The following is a 15,501-nucleotide window of genomic DNA, read 5'->3' on the forward strand; positions in this document are numbered from 1 at the left end:
AATTGATTACTAACGATTGATTATACCACAGGGCCAGGCCCACCGCTCACAGCAAGTAAGTGAGGCTGTGCGCAGCGGTGAGCAGCGACAGGAAGAACTCACTGACGTTGTAGCCGATCGCGATGGCTAAAAACACCATCAGCAGCTGACTGTCCCGCACGTGGTTAGCCTTCAGCAGCTTGTCGAAGCGTAAGGCAAAGAGCAGCCTGAAGGTGATCATGATGAACACAAAGTGCGACACCAGCGTCACGGCGCCAGTGATTCCTAAATCTGTCATAGCAGCCTCCTTATGCCCTTTAAATTATACCGGCTTTTGCACAAGGCGGCGAGGTCCTTAACTGCAAATTAACAGTTTTACGCACTGCTGCCAATGGGTGAGGCGGACGCATCAAAAAAGCACCGTCGAAACGGTGCTTGAATGCCCTACTTGCCGAAGCGTCCTTGGCGAACGTTGATCCGGTTAATTGCGCGCTGCAAGGCGACTTGCGCCCGCTGGAGTTCGTCTTGGTCACGTTTGGCCTTGGCTTCCTCGATGCGGCGCTCGGCGCGCTTGCGTGCGGCTTCGGCCCGGGTCAGGTCGATGTCGCGCGCACGTTCGGCGGAATCGGCGACAATCGAACAGGTGTTGTCCGACATCTCCATGAACCCGCCGTTAACGGCGATCATGTCTTCGTGACCGGGATTATCAACGCGGCGAACGCGTACTTCCCCAATCATCAAAGGCGCGACCACGGGTTCGTGGTTGGCCATGATGCCCATGTCACCGGTCGTGGTTTTGACCACGACCAGCGTGGCATGGTGATCATAGACCAGCCCGTCTGGGGTCACGATGTTGACCGTCAGAACTTTGTCTGCCACGGTGATCGCTCCCTTCTGTTAGTTTGCAGCGGCTTGGGCCGGTGCAGCGTCTTCAGAAGAAGCGTCATCTGCCGGTGCAAACCCCATCTTCTTCGCCTTCTCAACGACTTCTTCGATTTTGCCGACGGAACGGAACGCATCTTCTGGATACTGATCCATCTTGCCGTCCAAAATCATCTTGAAGCCCTTGACCGTCTCTTCAACTGGGACATAGGCTCCTGGCATCCCGGTAAACCGTTCCGCCACGCTGAAGTTCTGGGACAAGAAGAATTGAATGCGGCGAGCCCGTGCAACTGTCACCTTTTCGTCGTCGGACAGTTCATCCATCCCAAGAATTGAGATGATATCCTGGAGTTCGCGGTAACGTTGCAGGATCTGCTGCACGTGGGTCGCCACTTCATAGTGCTCTTCGCCGACAATCTCCGGGGTCAACGCGCTGGAAGAAGATTCCAGCGGGTCAACAGCGGGGTAAATGCCCTGCTCAGTCAGGCTGCGTTCCAGGTTGGTGGTGGCATCCAAGTGAGCAAAGGTCGTCGCCGGCGCCGGGTCGGTGTAGTCATCGGCAGGCACGTAAACGGCCTGGATCGAGGTGACTGAGCCCTTCTTGGTGGACGTGATCCGCTCTTGAAGCTGGCCCATTTCAGTCGCCAGCGTTGGCTGATAGCCAACGGCTGAAGGAATCCGGCCAAGCAGCGCGGACACTTCAGAGCCGGCCTGCGTGAAGCGGAAGATGTTGTCGATAAACAGCAACACATCTTGGCCTTCAACGTCGCGGAAGTACTCCGCAATGGTCAACCCAGTCAGCGCCACGCGCATCCGGGCACCAGGCGGCTCGTTCATCTGACCAAACACCATGGCGGTATTCTTCAGAACACCTGATTCCTTCATTTCGAAGTACAGGTCGTTCCCTTCACGGGTCCGTTCGCCGACCCCGGTGAAGACTGAAATGCCGCCGTGTTCTTCGGCGATGTTGTGAATCAGTTCCTGGATCAAAACGGTTTTGCCGACCCCGGCACCCCCGAACAACCCGACTTTCCCCCCACGCAGGTAGGGTTCAAGCAGGTCGATAACTTTGATCCCGGTTTCGAGGATCTCTGAGCTGGTGCTCAGGTCTTCGAACTTAGGCGCATCTTTGTGGATGCTGTCGCGCCGGTGATCGGGTCCAAAAGCTGGACCGTCGTCGATCGGATCACCTAAAACGTTGAACACACGTCCCAATGTATCTTTCCCAACGGGAACGGAGATGGAACCGCCGGTATCTTTGGCTTCCATGCCCCGCGTGAGCCCGTCAGTGGAGTCCATCGCGATGGTGCGCAGCACGCCGTCGCCGAGTTCCAGGGTCACTTCGAGCACCAGTGCTCGGTTGCCATCCCCTTTATCGACGGTCAGCGCGTTGTTAATTTCAGGCAGATCCTTGTCGAGTGGAAACTCGACATCGACAACAGGGCCAATCACTTGCACGATTTTACCAGTAGAATTACTCAATGAAATCGTCCTCCCTGTTGATTACTACTCAAGTGCGTTGGCCCCGCCAACAATTTCGGTAATTTCCGTCGTGATCGCGGCCTGCCGAGCCCGGTTATAGGTCGTCGACATCTTATCGATCAAATCATTGGCATTATCGGTCGCACTCTTCATTGCCGTTGTGGAAGCGGCGTGTTCCGCGGTCTTCGCGTCCATAATCGCGCCGAAGATCAGACTTTCCGCGTACTGAGGCAGGATCGCCTCGAGCACGGCGTCTGGATCCGGCTCGGTCAGGTACTCGATCGGGTGATCTTCGACTTCACTTGCGTCAAGATCAGAGATCGGCAGCATTTTTTCGGCCCGGAATGCAGAGGTCAGTGAGTTGACGTGGTGGTTGTAGCACACGTACAGCTCATCAAACACTTTGTTGTCGAACATGGTCACGGCAGTCTTGACGATTTCCCGCACCTCGTTAAAGGTGGGAATATCGGACACGCCCCGGTACTCGTAGGCTAGGTTGATGCCGCGCTTCTTGAAGAAGTCGGCCCCAACGCCGCCCACCGCCATGATGACGTAATCCGAATCGTCCTGGTGGTCCTGCTGGATCATCTGCATCATGGCCTTGAGGACGTTGCTGTTATAGCCGCCGACCAGACCCCGGTCACTGGTGATGACCAGGTAGCCGGTTTTCTTGACCGGCCGCTGCTGCAGCAGTGAGGCGACCTGAAGCTGTTTCTTATCGACAGTGCCGGAGGTGATCTCCGCCATCTGCTGCCGTTCCAGCTCCAAGAGTTGGGCAGCCGCCAGGTGAGTGACGATCTGCCGGACGCGATCAGCGTAAATCTGATACGCCCCCGCCCGCCGCTCGATCTGAGTCAGCTTGGCGCCGGACACCATTTGCATGGCGTGCGTGATCTGACCCGTCTTTTTCGTCGAGGTGATCTGACGCTTGATGTCCATCAATGATTCAGCCATGCCGCACCTCCTTATTTCTTGGTGCTGCTGGTGAACCCATCAGCAAAGCCTTTGATGAGTGCATCAAGTTTGTCAGTATCTGGCAGATTGCCAGTGTCTTTGATGGTCTTCAGCAGATCCGCGCCGTTGGAATCGGCATAATCAAACAGCTCCTGCTGGAACTGCGAGATATCGTCGATCGCAATGGCATCAAGGTAACCATGCGTCAGGGCGTACAAGATCAGCACCTGATACTGGACTGGCAGCGGCTTGTGCACCGGCTGCTTCAGGACTTCAACGGTCCGCCGGCGGCGATTCAACTTGGCCTGCGTGGCCGCATCCAAGTCAGAACCGAACTGGGTGAAGGCTTCCAGCTCACGGAAGGACGCAAGGTCCAAACGCAAGGTCCCGGCAACCTTCTTCATCGCCTTGATCTGCGCATCGCCGCCGACTCGGGACACCGACGCCCCAGCGTCAACCGCCGGGCGAGTACCTGAGTAGAACAGATCGCTTTGCAGGAAGATCTGACCATCGGTGATCGAAATCACGTTGGTCGGGATGTAAGCCGAAATGTCGCCGGCCTGCGTTTCAATGATCGGCAAAGCCGTCATCGACCCGCCGCCCAACTTATCGGAAAGCTTGGCCGCGCGTTCAAGCAGGCGTGAGTGGGTGTAGAAAATATCCCCAGGGTAGGCTTCACGACCTGGTGCACGCCGCAGCAGCAAGGACAGTTCACGGTAGGCGTTGGCCTGTTTTGACAGGTCATCGTACACAATGAGCACGTGCTTGCCGTTGTACATGAACTCCTCGCCCATGGCCGCGCCGGCATACGGTGCAATGTAAAGCATTGGGGCAGGCTCAGACGGGCCCGCGGTCAGAACGATGGTGTAATCCATCGCCCCGTACTGCTTCAAGGTCTCGACCTGCGCACGCACCGTCGACTCTTTTTGGCCGATGGCGACGTAGACACAGATCATGTCCTGATCCTTCTGATTGATGATCGTGTCGATCGCAATTGAGGTTTTCCCAGTCTTGCGATCGCCAATGATCAATTCACGCTGGCCGCGGCCGATCGGGACCAAGGCGTCAACCGCCTTGAGCCCAGTCTGCAGGGGCTGCGTAACCGACTGACGCTGCATGACGCCAGGAGCCTTCACTTCAATGGGACGGGTGTGTTCGGTTTGAATCGGACCGTTGCCGTCGACGGGCTGCCCTAAGGCATTGACCACGCGGCCGATCATGTTCTCACCGACTGGGACTTCCATGATGCGACCGGTCCGCTTGACCGTGTCGCCTTCACGAATACCATCAAAATCCCCCAAAATAATGATACCAACATCATTATTTTCAAGGTTTTGCGCCATCCCGTATGAGCCGTTGCTGAACTGAAGCAATTCACTGGCCATGGCGTTCTTCAACCCCGTGGCACGTGCGATCCCATCACCCACGTAGGTAACGGTCCCAACTTCATCCACGTTCAGATCATCTTTATAATTTTCAAGTTGCTGCTTGATCAGAGAACTAATTTCCTCTGTCTTGGTGCTCATCCGGTTCACCTCTATTCGCTAATTGGTGAGCAGTTGCTGCCGCAATTTCGAAAGCCGGGTTTTCACGGTCCCGTCGATCACTAAATCGCTCGACTGGACCTTGACGCCGCCGATCACCGAGGGATCCACGACAGTCGTGATGCCCACGGTTTTGGCTTTCAGTTGCTTTGCAAGTGCTTGATTCATTGCCTGAGCTTGCGCCTCAGTCAGCGGCACGGCAGTGGTCACTGTCGCGTCCACATGCCCGGTCGCCTCATCGAAACGGTCCGAGAAGTCCTGAATCACTGCCGGCAGACCTAAAATACGGCCGTTTGCCATCAGGATTTGGACCAAGTGCTTGACGAGGTCGCCCGCGTCTTGCGTGAGCAGCCCCATCAACGTGGTCTTATCCGTTTGCGTGAGGTTATTGCTGGCCAAAGCCGGCATTAACTCAGGCGTTGCTTCGATCACAGCGTTGACTTGTGCCAGCTGCGCGGAAACGGCACTCAGAGCCTGTTGGTCCTGAGCGGCTTCGAACAGGGCTTTGCCGTAGCGCGGCGCCGCATCACGATCAGTGACTGCCATTGGCGTCACCTAATTCGTTGATGTACTGGTCGATCAAGTTCTGCTGTGTGCTGGGATCGAGCTCTTTGGCAATCAGCTTTTCAGCGATTGCCAAGGACAGGTCGGCGACGTCGTTTTTGGCAGCGGCCAGGGCATCGGCACGTTGCTGCTCGATGTCCTTGTTCGCGTTGGCCTTTAAGGTTGCGACTTCGCTTTGGGCCTGTTCAACGAGTGTGGCACGCTGTTTTTCGCCATTTTCCTTAGCGGTATTGACGATGTTGACAGCGTCTTCCTTTGAGCTCTTCAGCTCGGCTTCGCGCTGGTCCGCCATTTTCTGCGCCTCTTGGCGTTTGTTATCGGCGTAATCCAGGTCGGAGTCGATCTTGTCTTGACGCTCGGCCATGATCTTCGTGACCGGGTTCCAGGCAAAAATCCCAACGAGCACCAATAAAACAGCGAAGGCGGCGAGAAGAAAGAGCGTATCACCAAAAGTAGCCATTCAAGCCACTCCCTTCTTTATAATTGGTGCTGATTACTTCAGGACAAGCATGAAAGCAACAACGATCGACATGATCGGAACGGCTTCAATTAAGCCGACACCGATAAACATGGTGGAACGAAGGGTACCAGAAGCTTCTGGCTGACGTGCCATCCCTTCCAGAGCCTTGGAGATAACTTGACCGTTACCGTATGAAGCAGCCAGTGCGGCGAGCCCCGCGGCGATAGATGCAGCGATGTATTGCATGATATTTCCTCCTATTAATCAGATATAACCTTTTCCGAAATGTAAACTGTGGACAAGGTGACAAAAATATACGCTTGAATCGTACCAATGAAGACTGAGAACCCTTGCCAAATGACTTCAACTGCAAAGCCCCCAATAAAGGACACTCCGCCGAGTAAGCCGTGGCCAGAAAAGGCCAGCTCTCTAATCAACAGAAGTAACACTTCACCGGCATAAATGTTCCCATAAAGTCGCAGTGCCAAGGTGACAAAGTTCGTGATGTTCTCGATCAGGTTGATCGGCAGCAAGAATGACACCGGCGAAACATACTCTTTCATGTACCCCTTGAAGCCGTTGAACACGACCCCGAAGAAGTGGGAAAGCACCAAGACGACCATCGCCAAACTCATGGTGATGATGGGATCGGCAGTCGCCGACCGGAACCATGTCTTGCCGCCCACATCGACCTGAAAGAACAGGCCGAGCTGGTTGTTCACAAACACGAACAAGAACATGGTGAAGGCGAATAACCCGAAGCGCTTGCCTTCCTTACCAGGCATCGCCGACTTGACGATACCGTTGGTGAAATCGATCAGGTACTCCAGGGCGTTCTGCCTACCGTTGGGCCGAATTGTCGGCTTGCGGGCCAGCCAGAATACCAGGAAGAAAATGATCACACAGGAAACCAAAATTGCCAGGTCATTCGCCAAGTTAAAGCGCAGCCCCATGAAACTCACTATGGGATAGCTTTCGTTCACAGAATTCACCTCCTTACAACTCGCAAAAAGACGTATGTATAACTGCATGCGGATTAGGCGGGCCTAATATGTGGAATTGCCGGATACTCATCCTTCAAAACACACAGATTACTCTATCACCTTTACCCCCAAAAAACAAAACACACACGACACTTTTCACAACTTTTCACACCCGTTTTTCATAATTTTTTCCAAACGGAAAGCGCCGCCATGTCTCAAGTCTGCCAGATTTTCCAATCTGTCGCTCAAGCCCGCTCGTGCCACTTGGTAAACTTTTCAGGCTGGCCGCCGGTTTCTTCCAACCGCCCCATCAAAAAGGCGACCCGCAATGCTGGCCGCCTTTAGAAAAACTTATTTTGTTCCGAACAACCGGTCACCGGCATCACCGAGCCCCGGTACGATGTAGCCGTCTTCGTTCAGATGATCATCCAGCGCCGCCGCGTAGATGTCAACGTCTGGGTTGGCTTCCTGAACGGCTTTGACCCCTTCAGGCGCCGCCACCAGGACAACCAAGCGAATGCTTTGCGCGCCACGCTTCTTCAAGGCTTCAATCGCCATGTTGGCGGAACCGCCAGTGGCCAGCATCGGATCGACAATGATCATGTCACGCTGGTCAATGCCATCTGGCATCTTGACGAAGTACTCGTGCGGCTTCAGGGTCTTCTCATCGCGGTACATCCCAACGTGCCCAACTTTGGCGGCAGGGATCAGACGCAAAACGCCGTCGACCATGCCCAGTCCAGCGCGCAGGATCGGCACAACGACCAGCTTCTTGCCGGCCAGTTCCTTTTGGGTGGTCTTGCCCATCGGGGTTTCAATTTCAACGTCCTTCAGCGGTAAGTCACGCGTGATCTCGTAAACCATCAATTCAGCGATTTCGTTTGCGATCTCTCGGAACTCCTTGGTCCCCGCGTTCTTATCGCGGATCAAGGTCAGCTTGTGTTGAATCAACGGGTGATTCAAAACAGTAAATTTGCCCATGCAGAAAGGCCCTCCTTTTGATGTGGCGCATGCGGCCTTTGCCTAAAAAAATCACGACTCGGGGAGTCGTGATTACAGCGGGTTCCGCTTGCTTTCCGGCTTTCGCCGTAACCTTTCCTATGATAAAGGATGACGACCGGTCAGCGCAAGGGTAGATTGCCGAATCTGGTCAAGTTTTTCCTGATCATCCCGATTGGCAAGGGCCTTAGAGATGAGGTGCGCCACTTCAAGGCAATCCTCCTCGTTAAACCCGCGCGTGGTGATCGCCGCGGTACCAACCCGCAGGCCGGACGTCTTGAAGGGGCCGTTTTGCTCGCCAGGCACCTGATTCTTATTTGCGGTGATCATGACCGTATCCAGCAGATCCTGAACCTCGCGGCCGGTCATCCCGTACCCGGTGACATCCAGCAGCACCATATGGTTGTCGGAGCCGCCAGAGATCATTTTCAGGCGGGAATCTTCAGCAAATCCCCTGCACATCGCCTGCATGTTTTTAACAATTTGGGCGGCGTAATTCTTGAAGTCGGGCTGCAGGGCTTCGCCTAAAGCGACCGCCTTGGCGGCAATCACATGGTCGAGCGGTCCGCCCTGGATCCCCGGGAAGACCGCGGAGTTGATGGCCTTGCCGTACGCTGCCTTGGCAAGAATCATCCCGCCGCGCGGCCCGCGCAGCGTCTTGTGCGTGGTCGTGGTCACCACATCCGCGTAAGGCACCGGATTCATGTGCGCCCCACCGGCCACCAGGCCCGCGATGTGTGCCATATCGACCATCAAAAAGGCCCCAACGTGATCGGCGATATCGCGGAACTTGGCAAAATCGATTGCCCGGCTGTAGGCACTGGCACCAGCCACAATCAGGCGCGGCTGCACGGCTTCAGCCTGCTCAAGAATCTTGTCATAGTTCAGCCGACCAGTTTCCGGATCGAGGCCATAGTGATAAAAGTGATAGGTCTGGCCCGAGAAGCTGACCGGGCTGCCGTGCGTCAGGTGCCCGCCATCGGTCAGATCCATGGCCAGCACCTTATCGCCATCCTTGAGAAAGGCGCGGTACACGGCCATGTTCGCGCCGGAGCCGGAATGCGGCTGCACGTTGGCATACTCGGCACCGAACAGCTGCTTGGCGCGATCGATGGCCAGCTGCTCGATCTCATCGATGTACTGATTGCCGCCATAGTAGCGGTGCTTGGGGTACCCTTCGGAATATTTGTTGGTCAACACGCTGCCCTGCGCGGCGCGGACCGCGGGACTGACAATGTTTTCCGAGGCGATCAACTCAATGTTTTGCTGCTGGCGGCGTTCCTCGTTTTCAATCGCGCCGAAAACGGCTGGGTCATACTGTTTGAAATCCATGTGGCGGCTCCTCCTTATGGCGACTGCGGCGATTGGTCAAGACCAGTATACCAACCCCTAGAAGCGGCGTAAACATTCGGGACTCAACCCTTAATCCGATTTTTTTGAAATTTTCATGGTCCCTTCACTCAAAATTTCCGAACAAAAAAGCCGCACGTAGCGGCTGAAGACTCAGGCTGGCTGATCCGGATCAAAATGGTCGTTGCCCGCCGACTTGTTCAAGCGGTTCATGTACGCCGTACCCAGGCCCTCCTGACCAAACGCCTCGGCCAGGATGACCGTGACCGTCGGGTGCAGGTCAAACCACCGCAAACCGGCAAACAGGTTGTGCGTCGCCGAGGTGACATCCCGCCCCAAACTGTACGTCGGCACGGCAGAAGGGACATCCGTCAGCAGGTCGTCGGTGGCCAGAACGCCAAACGGCTGTCCTTGACGCTGTGCCCACTTGAGCGCTGCGGGAAAATCGGCAGGATGGTCCACAATCACGACCTGGGCGCTCGGTGCGTAATGCTTGTACTTCATCCCTGGCGCCTTTGGGGTCTCTTGGGCGCCGACCTTGTGGTGGTCGGACTGCACCTCACCGATTACCGGCGCCAGCAGCTCCGGAGTGATTTTCCCCGGACGCAGGATTGCCGGCGGGGTCACGGTCATGTCAATCACGGTCGACTCAACGCCCACGGTGGTCGGCCCATCGTCTAGGATCCCGGCGATTGCGCCGTCAAAATCGTGCAGGACATGTTCAGGGCGGGTCCCACTGGGCTTACCAGAGATGTTCGCTGACGGGCCAACGATTGGCCGGCCGGCAAGCGTGATCATCTGGCGCGTCAACGGGTTGGCTGGCATGCGAAACGCGGCCGTCTGCAAACCGCCGGTGACGACCATCGACAACTTGCCTGGCAAAATATTTAAGATGATGGTCAGCGGCCCTGGCCAAAACTCATCCATCAACTTTTTGGCCGCTGGCGTGATGGTCGCAAACTGCGCCACCATTTCAGGCCCGGCTACCGTGACAATCAAGGGGTTGTCCGCCGGGCGGTGCTTGGCCTGAAAGACTTTCTCCGCCGCCTTGGGATCGGTCGCATCAGCGCCAAGCCCGTACACCGTTTCGGTGGGAAACGCGACTACTTCGCCGGCCTTAATTAACGCTGCCGCCTGCGCCACTTCATCTTTTTCAAATACTTTGGTTTCCATCGTTGTGCTCCTTTAAACCCAATTAGAATTGAAGCTTCACCATCCGCGGCTGCCCTGCCATGTCGTGTTTAAACGTCGCCTGCACATGCGGCAGCCGCTCGCTAAACAGCTGTGCAAGTGCGGGCTGCTGACGATAGCCGAACTCAAGGTAAGCGGCACCCCCTGGCGTCACGTGTGCCTCGATCTGCTCGGCAAACCGCTGAAACAGTGCCAGCCCATCATCATCGGCGAATAACGCCAAGGCCGGCTCGTACTTCAGCGTGCTTTGATCCATCACTGGCGTCTCCGCCCGACTAATGTATGGCAGATTGCTGATCACGAAATCAAACCGCTGAGGCAAGGATAAAAATAAATCACTTTGAACAAACTGCACGCACCGAGCCAGCCTGGCCGCATTTTCATTGGCCACCGCAAGCGCAGCGGCGGAAACGTCGCTAAGCGTCATCGCGGTGTGCGGCAGCTGCTTGGCCAGCGTGAGGCCGATAGCTCCGGAACCGGTACCCAAATCCAGCCCAGTGCGAGCCGTCCTCTGGTCCGCAGCCGCCCACGCGACCAACTCTTCCGTCTCAAACCGCGGAATTAACACTGCCGGCGTCACCTTGAACAGATCGCCGTAAAACGGTGCCACCCCAACAATGTACTGCGCTGGCTCGTTGCGCCCCAGCCGCGCGACATCTTGTTCAAACTGGGCAAGGGCTGGGGCTGGCAGCTCATCCCGGTCGTGAAGCCGCAACTGACTGGGGGTAAAATCAGCTCGCATTTCTAGCACATACCGCGCCCCATCCGGGTCAACGCCTTTGGCTGAAAGCACAGAAGACGCCCACCTGAGCGCCTCCCCGTATGTTTTACTCATCGATTTGTTCCATCTTGTTGGTCTGATCTTGAACGATCAGTGCGTCGATGATCTCATCGAGTTCGCCGTTCATGATCCGGTCCAGCTTGTTGAGCGTGAGACCAATGCGATGATCCGTCACCCGGTTTTGCGGGTAATTGTAGGTGCGGATGCGTTCGGAACGGTCCCCGGAGCCGATAGCGGTCTTGCGCTTTTCAGCGTACTCGCTTTCGTTTTGGCTTTCGTAGTAGTCGTAAACCCGTGAGCGCAGGATCTGCATCGCTTTGACGCGGTTTTGCTGCTGGCTGCGCTGGTCCTGCATGGTCACGACAATCCCGGTCGGCAAATGCGTCATCCGCACGGCTGAGCTGGTTTTGTTGATATGCTGACCACCGGCACCACTGGAGCGGTAGACGTCGGTGCGGATATCCTTGGGGTCGATTTCCAGATCGACCTCATCATACTCGGGCATGACCCCGACCGTCGCCGTCGACGTGTGGACCCGGCCAGCGCTTTCGGTCACGGGCACGCGCTGCACGCGGTGCGCCCCGTTTTCGTACTTCAGCTTAGAATACACGTTTTGCCCCTGAATCAGGACGGACACTTCTTTGTAGCCGCCAACTTCCGTGGGGTTTTCGTCGATGATCTCGGTGGTCCAGCCCTGGCGCTCGGCGTACTTCATGTACATGGACAACAAATCGCCCGCAAACAGGCTGGCTTCATCGCCGCCGGCCGCGCCGCGAATTTCCATGATGATGTTCTTATCGTCATTAGGGTCCTTCGGCAGCATCAGCGTCTTGATTTCTTGTTCAAGCTGCTCCAACTGAGGGTTAAGGTCATTCAGATCCTCTTTGGCCAGCTCGGTGAGGTCCTCATCCTTGCTTTCCCGCAGCACTTCCTCGCTTTCGCTGATGTCCTGCTTCACTTGTTTGTATTTCTTGTAGGCGGCCACCACGTCGCGCATCCCGCCTTCCTCTTTGGAAAGCTCAAGGTAGCGCTTGGTGTCATTGATAACCGCCGGGTCGGAAAGCAGTTCTTCCAGCTCCTCATAGCGGCCAATCAGCCCGTCTAACTGGGTAAAAATCTTATCCATAAAATTCCTCCATTAAAATGACCACGACGCCTGGTCTAGGCTTTCAGCTTTTCCGGCGGGAAGTAGTAGTGGTGCCGGCAAACCGGAAAATAAGCCTCATTACCGCCGATCATGATCTGCTCGCCTTCGTACACCGGCTTGCCGGCATGCACCCGCAGGTTCATAGTCGCCTTTTTGGCGCAGAACCAGCAGATGGTTTTCATTTCCTCGATTTTATCCGCGTAGGTCAGCAGATACTTTGACCCCTCGAACAGTTCGTTGCGAAAATCATTCTTCAGCCCAAATGCCATCACTGGAATGTGCAGCTCGTCAACGACTCGTGCGCACTCAAAGACGTGGTGCTTCTTCAGAAACTGCGCCTCGTCGATCAGCACACAGTAAGCATGCGGATCGAGCTTGGACACGAGGTCGAAAATGTTCGTGTCATCGTCGATGGCCTTGGCCGGCCGCTCCAACCCGATGCGGCTGGAGATAATGCCGACGCCTGAGCGGTCGTCCACCGCAGAGGTCAAGATGATGACGTTCTTGTGCTGCTCCTCGTAGTTATGCGCGACTTTTAAGATCTCAATGCTTTTGCCTGAGTTCATCGCACCATAGCGGAAAAACAATTGTGCCATAAGGGCCTCCCTAGGCAGGAAAACACCCTGCCGCTTAAAATTCACCTTATCCAGTATAACGGAATCTTTACCATAATAACATGGTCCCAGGCAGAATCGCGGGGCGGCTATGCTATGATAGTAGCTGCAAAACTAAAAGAGAGAGGCCTTCGACATGCCATCTTTAAAAAGCCAATTCGCGATCGCGGCCGGGCGCCTGAGCTACTGGTACCTGCACAAGTTCCGCCACGGCGGCTCTGCCTACCCGGGCAAGCTCGCGACCAAAATCGACCCGGACGTGCTCGCCAGTTTGGGCCAGGACCGCGACACCATCATCGTCACCGGCACTAACGGGAAAACCCTGACCACCGCGCTGATCGTCAAAGTGCTTGCCCAGCAGTACGACGACATTTTGACCAATCCCACCGGCTCAAACATGCTGCAAGGGATCATTGGCGCCTACTTTGCCCACAAAGAAAAGCCTAACGCCAAGCACAAAATTGCCGTCCTCGAAGTCGACGAGGCCAACGTGGCACCGGTCGCCCGCTACCTGCACCCGAAGGCCTTCGTCATGACCAACATCTTCCGCGATCAGATGGACCGCTACGGTGAGTTTTACACCACCTACGCCAAGATTCTGCGCGGCGTGAAAGCCAACCCCAAGGCGCTGGTCATCGCCAACGGGGACGCGCCTATTTTTTCCTCACGGGAGCTGGAAAATCCGCTGCGCTACTACGGCTTTGCGCTCGCAGAAGACGCCGAAAAGGACATCAAGGCCCCGGCCAATACCGACGGCGTGCTCTGCCCGGTGTGTGAGCACATTTTGCACTACCATGGCATCACCTACTCGAACCTGGGCAGCTTCTTCTGCCCGAACTGCGGCTTCAAGCGGCCAGTGCTGAATCACCAAGTCACCGCGGTCACCGAGCAGACCCCGACGGCCTCAAAGTTTGAAATCGACGGCCACCCCTACCGCTTGTCGGTTGGCGGGACCTACAACATTTACAACGCCCTAGCCGCCTATGCAGTGGGCGCGGAGTTCGGCATCACCCCTGAGCAGATCGCCAAGGCCTTCAGCTACGACGAAAAAGTCTTCGGCCGCCAGGAACAGATCAAGATTGGCCAAAAGAACGTCACCTTGATCTTGGTTAAAAATCCGGTCGGACTCAACGAAGTCCTGAGCATGATCCAGCGGCAAAATCAGCCGTTTGCCTTCGCCATGCTGCTCAATGCCAATTACGCAGACGGCACGGACACCTCCTGGATCTGGGATGGCAACTTGGAGCAGCTGGTTCAAAGCGGTCTGGCCACCTCTTACATGGTCGGCGGCGAGCGCTACAAGGACATCGCCTTCCGCATGCAGGTGGCAGGCGTTGACCCGGCGGTCTTGACCACCAAGCCCAACTTGGATGACGTCATCGCCTACCTGAAAAACGTCCAGGAAGACCAAATCTACCTGCTCGCCACCTACACGGCGGTCTTGCAGATGCGAGAAAAATTCAGCCAGGCCGGCTTGATCAAAGCAGGCTTCTAACTGTTAACACTCAAAAGCCCCGCTGCCAGCGTGCTTCCGAAACTCGGAACGCACTGACAGCGAGGCTTTTTAGGCGACAATTATTCTTCTTCGCCCGGGGTGGAAGTGATCATCATCATCTTGCCGGTAAAGGTCCAAGACTTGATCTGGTTGGGAATGATGAAGTGGGTGCCCTTCTTGATCGGGTAGGACTGACCATCCGCTTCGATCGTCCCTTCGCCGTCCAGCACGGAAACCAGGGTGTAAGGCGCCGTTGGGGTCTGGGTCAGCTTGCCATCCAAGTCGATCTTGTAAACGGAGAAGAACTTGGAGATTGGTGCGGTGACAAACGTGGTGATTGTCGCGTCATCCTTCTGCTCACTGGTGATGTTGAGCTTCGGATCCTGGCTCGGTACGGTGGTGGTGTCAATGCTCTGCTGCAAGTGCAGTTCGCGCTTCTTGCCATCCTTGCCCACGCGGTCGTAATCGTACAGACGGTAGGTGGTGTCTGAGCTCTGCTGCGTCTCCAGCACCATGATGCCCTTGTTCAGCGCGTGAATGGTGCCGCTTGGAACGTAGACAAAGTCGCCGGTTTTGACTGGCACCTTGCGCAAAAGTTTGTCCCACTCGCCCTTGTGGATCATGTCGGCGAGCTCTTCGCGGGTCTTGGCGTGGTGGCCGTAAATCAGGTACGAGCCTGGTTCGGCAGAAATGACGTACCAGCATTCCGTCTTGCCGAGCTCACCTGGGCGCTCGTGCGCGGCAGCGTAGGCGTCATCCGGGTGGACTTGGACCGACAGGCTGTCGTTGGCATCCAGGATCTTCGTCAGCAGCGGGAAGACCTTGGCCTTTTGATGGCCAAAGTAGTCCTGGTCTTCTTTCCACGCGACGTCGAGGGTCTTACCCTTCAGCGGGCCGTTAGCGATCACGTCAGGGCCGTTCGGATGCGCTGAAATGGCCCACAGCTCGCCGATCTTGCCGTCTGGGATCTTGTAGCCAAACTCGGTTTCAAGCTTGCGCCCGCCCCAGATCTTTTCGTGAAATACGGGTTCTAGAAAAATTGGTTCCGTCAATGAAATTTCCTCCCCATTACATTT

The 15,501-nt window shown here is 55.9% G+C and carries 17 protein-coding genes; 1 reads left to right on the top strand and 16 read right to left on the bottom strand.

Features of this window, described 5'->3' with window-relative positions:
- Positions 1 to 46: 46 nt before the first annotated feature.
- From JUE30_RS00245 to JUE30_RS00315, 15 genes are all read right to left on the bottom strand, one after another.
- A complete protein-coding gene (locus JUE30_RS00245; protein WP_054662028.1) occupies positions 47 to 277 on the bottom strand; it encodes a DUF1146 family protein in 231 nt (76 codons plus the stop codon).
- 146 nt (positions 278 to 423) lie between these two features.
- Positions 424 to 864: a F0F1 ATP synthase subunit epsilon gene (locus tag JUE30_RS00250; protein WP_374706438.1), complete on the bottom strand. Its 441-nt coding sequence runs from the start codon at positions 862 to 864 to the stop codon at positions 424 to 426.
- 12 nt (positions 865 to 876) lie between these two features.
- On the bottom strand, positions 877 to 2,343 hold the full coding sequence (gene atpD, locus JUE30_RS00255) for a F0F1 ATP synthase subunit beta (protein WP_125756741.1): 1,467 nt from the start codon (positions 2,341 to 2,343) through the stop codon (positions 877 to 879).
- A 24-nt stretch (positions 2,344 to 2,367) separates the two neighbouring features.
- Positions 2,368 to 3,297: a F0F1 ATP synthase subunit gamma gene (locus JUE30_RS00260; RefSeq protein ID WP_125756739.1), complete on the bottom strand. Its 930-nt coding sequence runs from the start codon at positions 3,295 to 3,297 to the stop codon at positions 2,368 to 2,370.
- A gap of 11 nt (positions 3,298 to 3,308) precedes the next feature.
- Positions 3,309 to 4,823, bottom strand: a complete 1,515-nt coding sequence (gene atpA, locus JUE30_RS00265; protein ID WP_203623127.1) for a F0F1 ATP synthase subunit alpha — start codon at positions 4,821 to 4,823, stop codon at positions 3,309 to 3,311.
- 18 nt (positions 4,824 to 4,841) lie between these two features.
- Positions 4,842 to 5,387 carry an ATP synthase F1 subunit delta gene (atpH, locus tag JUE30_RS00270; protein WP_125756735.1) on the bottom strand — a complete coding sequence of 182 codons (546 nt, stop codon included), beginning with the start codon at positions 5,385 to 5,387 and terminating at the stop codon, positions 4,842 to 4,844.
- On the bottom strand, positions 5,374 to 5,865 hold the full coding sequence (gene atpF, locus JUE30_RS00275) for a F0F1 ATP synthase subunit B (RefSeq protein ID WP_125756733.1): 492 nt from the start codon (positions 5,863 to 5,865) through the stop codon (positions 5,374 to 5,376). The genes atpH and atpF overlap by 14 nt, the downstream gene beginning before the upstream one ends.
- 33 nt (positions 5,866 to 5,898) lie before the next feature.
- Positions 5,899 to 6,111: a F0F1 ATP synthase subunit C gene (gene atpE, locus JUE30_RS00280; protein ID WP_125585618.1), complete on the bottom strand. Its 213-nt coding sequence runs from the start codon at positions 6,109 to 6,111 to the stop codon at positions 5,899 to 5,901.
- A gap of 14 nt (positions 6,112 to 6,125) precedes the next feature.
- A complete protein-coding gene (gene atpB / locus JUE30_RS00285; protein WP_125756731.1) occupies positions 6,126 to 6,848 on the bottom strand; it encodes a F0F1 ATP synthase subunit A in 723 nt (240 codons plus the stop codon).
- Between the two features lie 351 nt (positions 6,849 to 7,199).
- Positions 7,200 to 7,829, bottom strand: a complete 630-nt coding sequence (gene upp / locus JUE30_RS00290) for a uracil phosphoribosyltransferase (RefSeq protein WP_125756729.1) — start codon at positions 7,827 to 7,829, stop codon at positions 7,200 to 7,202.
- A 117-nt stretch (positions 7,830 to 7,946) separates the two neighbouring features.
- On the bottom strand, positions 7,947 to 9,179 hold the full coding sequence (gene glyA, locus JUE30_RS00295; RefSeq protein WP_125756727.1) for a serine hydroxymethyltransferase: 1,233 nt from the start codon (positions 9,177 to 9,179) through the stop codon (positions 7,947 to 7,949).
- A 171-nt stretch (positions 9,180 to 9,350) separates the two neighbouring features.
- On the bottom strand, positions 9,351 to 10,370 hold the full coding sequence (locus JUE30_RS00300) for an L-threonylcarbamoyladenylate synthase (RefSeq protein ID WP_203623128.1): 1,020 nt from the start codon (positions 10,368 to 10,370) through the stop codon (positions 9,351 to 9,353).
- Between the two features lie 22 nt (positions 10,371 to 10,392).
- Positions 10,393 to 11,223: a peptide chain release factor N(5)-glutamine methyltransferase gene (prmC, locus tag JUE30_RS00305; RefSeq protein ID WP_203623129.1), complete on the bottom strand. Its 831-nt coding sequence runs from the start codon at positions 11,221 to 11,223 to the stop codon at positions 10,393 to 10,395.
- On the bottom strand, positions 11,216 to 12,295 hold the full coding sequence (gene prfA, locus JUE30_RS00310; protein ID WP_203623130.1) for a peptide chain release factor 1: 1,080 nt from the start codon (positions 12,293 to 12,295) through the stop codon (positions 11,216 to 11,218). The genes prmC and prfA overlap by 8 nt, the downstream gene beginning before the upstream one ends.
- Before the next feature lie 35 nt (positions 12,296 to 12,330).
- Complete coding sequence (locus tag JUE30_RS00315) at positions 12,331 to 12,912, bottom strand: thymidine kinase (RefSeq protein ID WP_125756719.1); 582 nt, start codon at positions 12,910 to 12,912, stop codon at positions 12,331 to 12,333.
- Positions 12,913 to 13,066: 154 nt separating this feature from the next.
- Here JUE30_RS00315 and JUE30_RS00320 point away from each other — a divergent pair, with 154 nt between their 5' ends.
- A complete protein-coding gene (locus JUE30_RS00320) occupies positions 13,067 to 14,425 on the top strand; it encodes a Mur ligase family protein (protein ID WP_203623131.1) in 1,359 nt (452 codons plus the stop codon).
- An 80-nt stretch (positions 14,426 to 14,505) separates the two neighbouring features.
- On the opposite strand, the gene manA is transcribed toward JUE30_RS00320, so the two are convergent.
- On the bottom strand, positions 14,506 to 15,477 hold the full coding sequence (gene manA / locus JUE30_RS00325; protein ID WP_203623132.1) for a mannose-6-phosphate isomerase, class I: 972 nt from the start codon (positions 15,475 to 15,477) through the stop codon (positions 14,506 to 14,508).
- Between the last annotated feature and the right edge of the window lie 24 nt (positions 15,478 to 15,501).

Source organism: Lacticaseibacillus sp. 866-1 (assembly GCF_016861825.1).
Taxonomy (GTDB): Bacteria; Bacillota; Bacilli; order Lactobacillales; family Lactobacillaceae; genus Lacticaseibacillus.

Bases quoted from the DNA above. Each gene is read 5' to 3' on its own strand.
- JUE30_RS00300 (WP_203623128.1), bottom strand. From the start codon at position 10,370: ATGGAAACCAAAGTATTTGAAAAAGATGAAGTGGCGCAGGCGGCAGCG.
- upp (WP_125756729.1), bottom strand. From the start codon at position 7,829: ATGGGCAAATTTACTGTTTTGAATCACCCGTTGATTCAACACAAGCTG.
- JUE30_RS00320 (WP_203623131.1), top strand. From the start codon at position 13,067: ATGCCATCTTTAAAAAGCCAATTCGCGATCGCGGCCGGGCGCCTGAGC.
- glyA (WP_125756727.1), bottom strand. From the start codon at position 9,179: ATGGATTTCAAACAGTATGACCCAGCCGTTTTCGGCGCGATTGAAAAC.
- atpH (WP_125756735.1), bottom strand. From the start codon at position 5,387: ATGGCAGTCACTGATCGTGATGCGGCGCCGCGCTACGGCAAAGCCCTG.
- atpF (WP_125756733.1), bottom strand. From the start codon at position 5,865: ATGGCTACTTTTGGTGATACGCTCTTTCTTCTCGCCGCCTTCGCTGTT.
- JUE30_RS00315 (WP_125756719.1), bottom strand. From the start codon at position 12,912: ATGGCACAATTGTTTTTCCGCTATGGTGCGATGAACTCAGGCAAAAGC.
- JUE30_RS00260 (WP_125756739.1), bottom strand. From the start codon at position 3,297: ATGGCTGAATCATTGATGGACATCAAGCGTCAGATCACCTCGACGAAA.
- atpE (WP_125585618.1), bottom strand. From the start codon at position 6,111: ATGCAATACATCGCTGCATCTATCGCCGCGGGGCTCGCCGCACTGGCT.
- JUE30_RS00245 (WP_054662028.1), bottom strand. From the start codon at position 277: ATGACAGATTTAGGAATCACTGGCGCCGTGACGCTGGTGTCGCACTTT.
- prmC (WP_203623129.1), bottom strand. From the start codon at position 11,223: ATGAGTAAAACATACGGGGAGGCGCTCAGGTGGGCGTCTTCTGTGCTT.
- atpA (WP_203623127.1), bottom strand. From the start codon at position 4,823: ATGAGCACCAAGACAGAGGAAATTAGTTCTCTGATCAAGCAGCAACTT.
- prfA (WP_203623130.1), bottom strand. From the start codon at position 12,295: ATGGATAAGATTTTTACCCAGTTAGACGGGCTGATTGGCCGCTATGAG.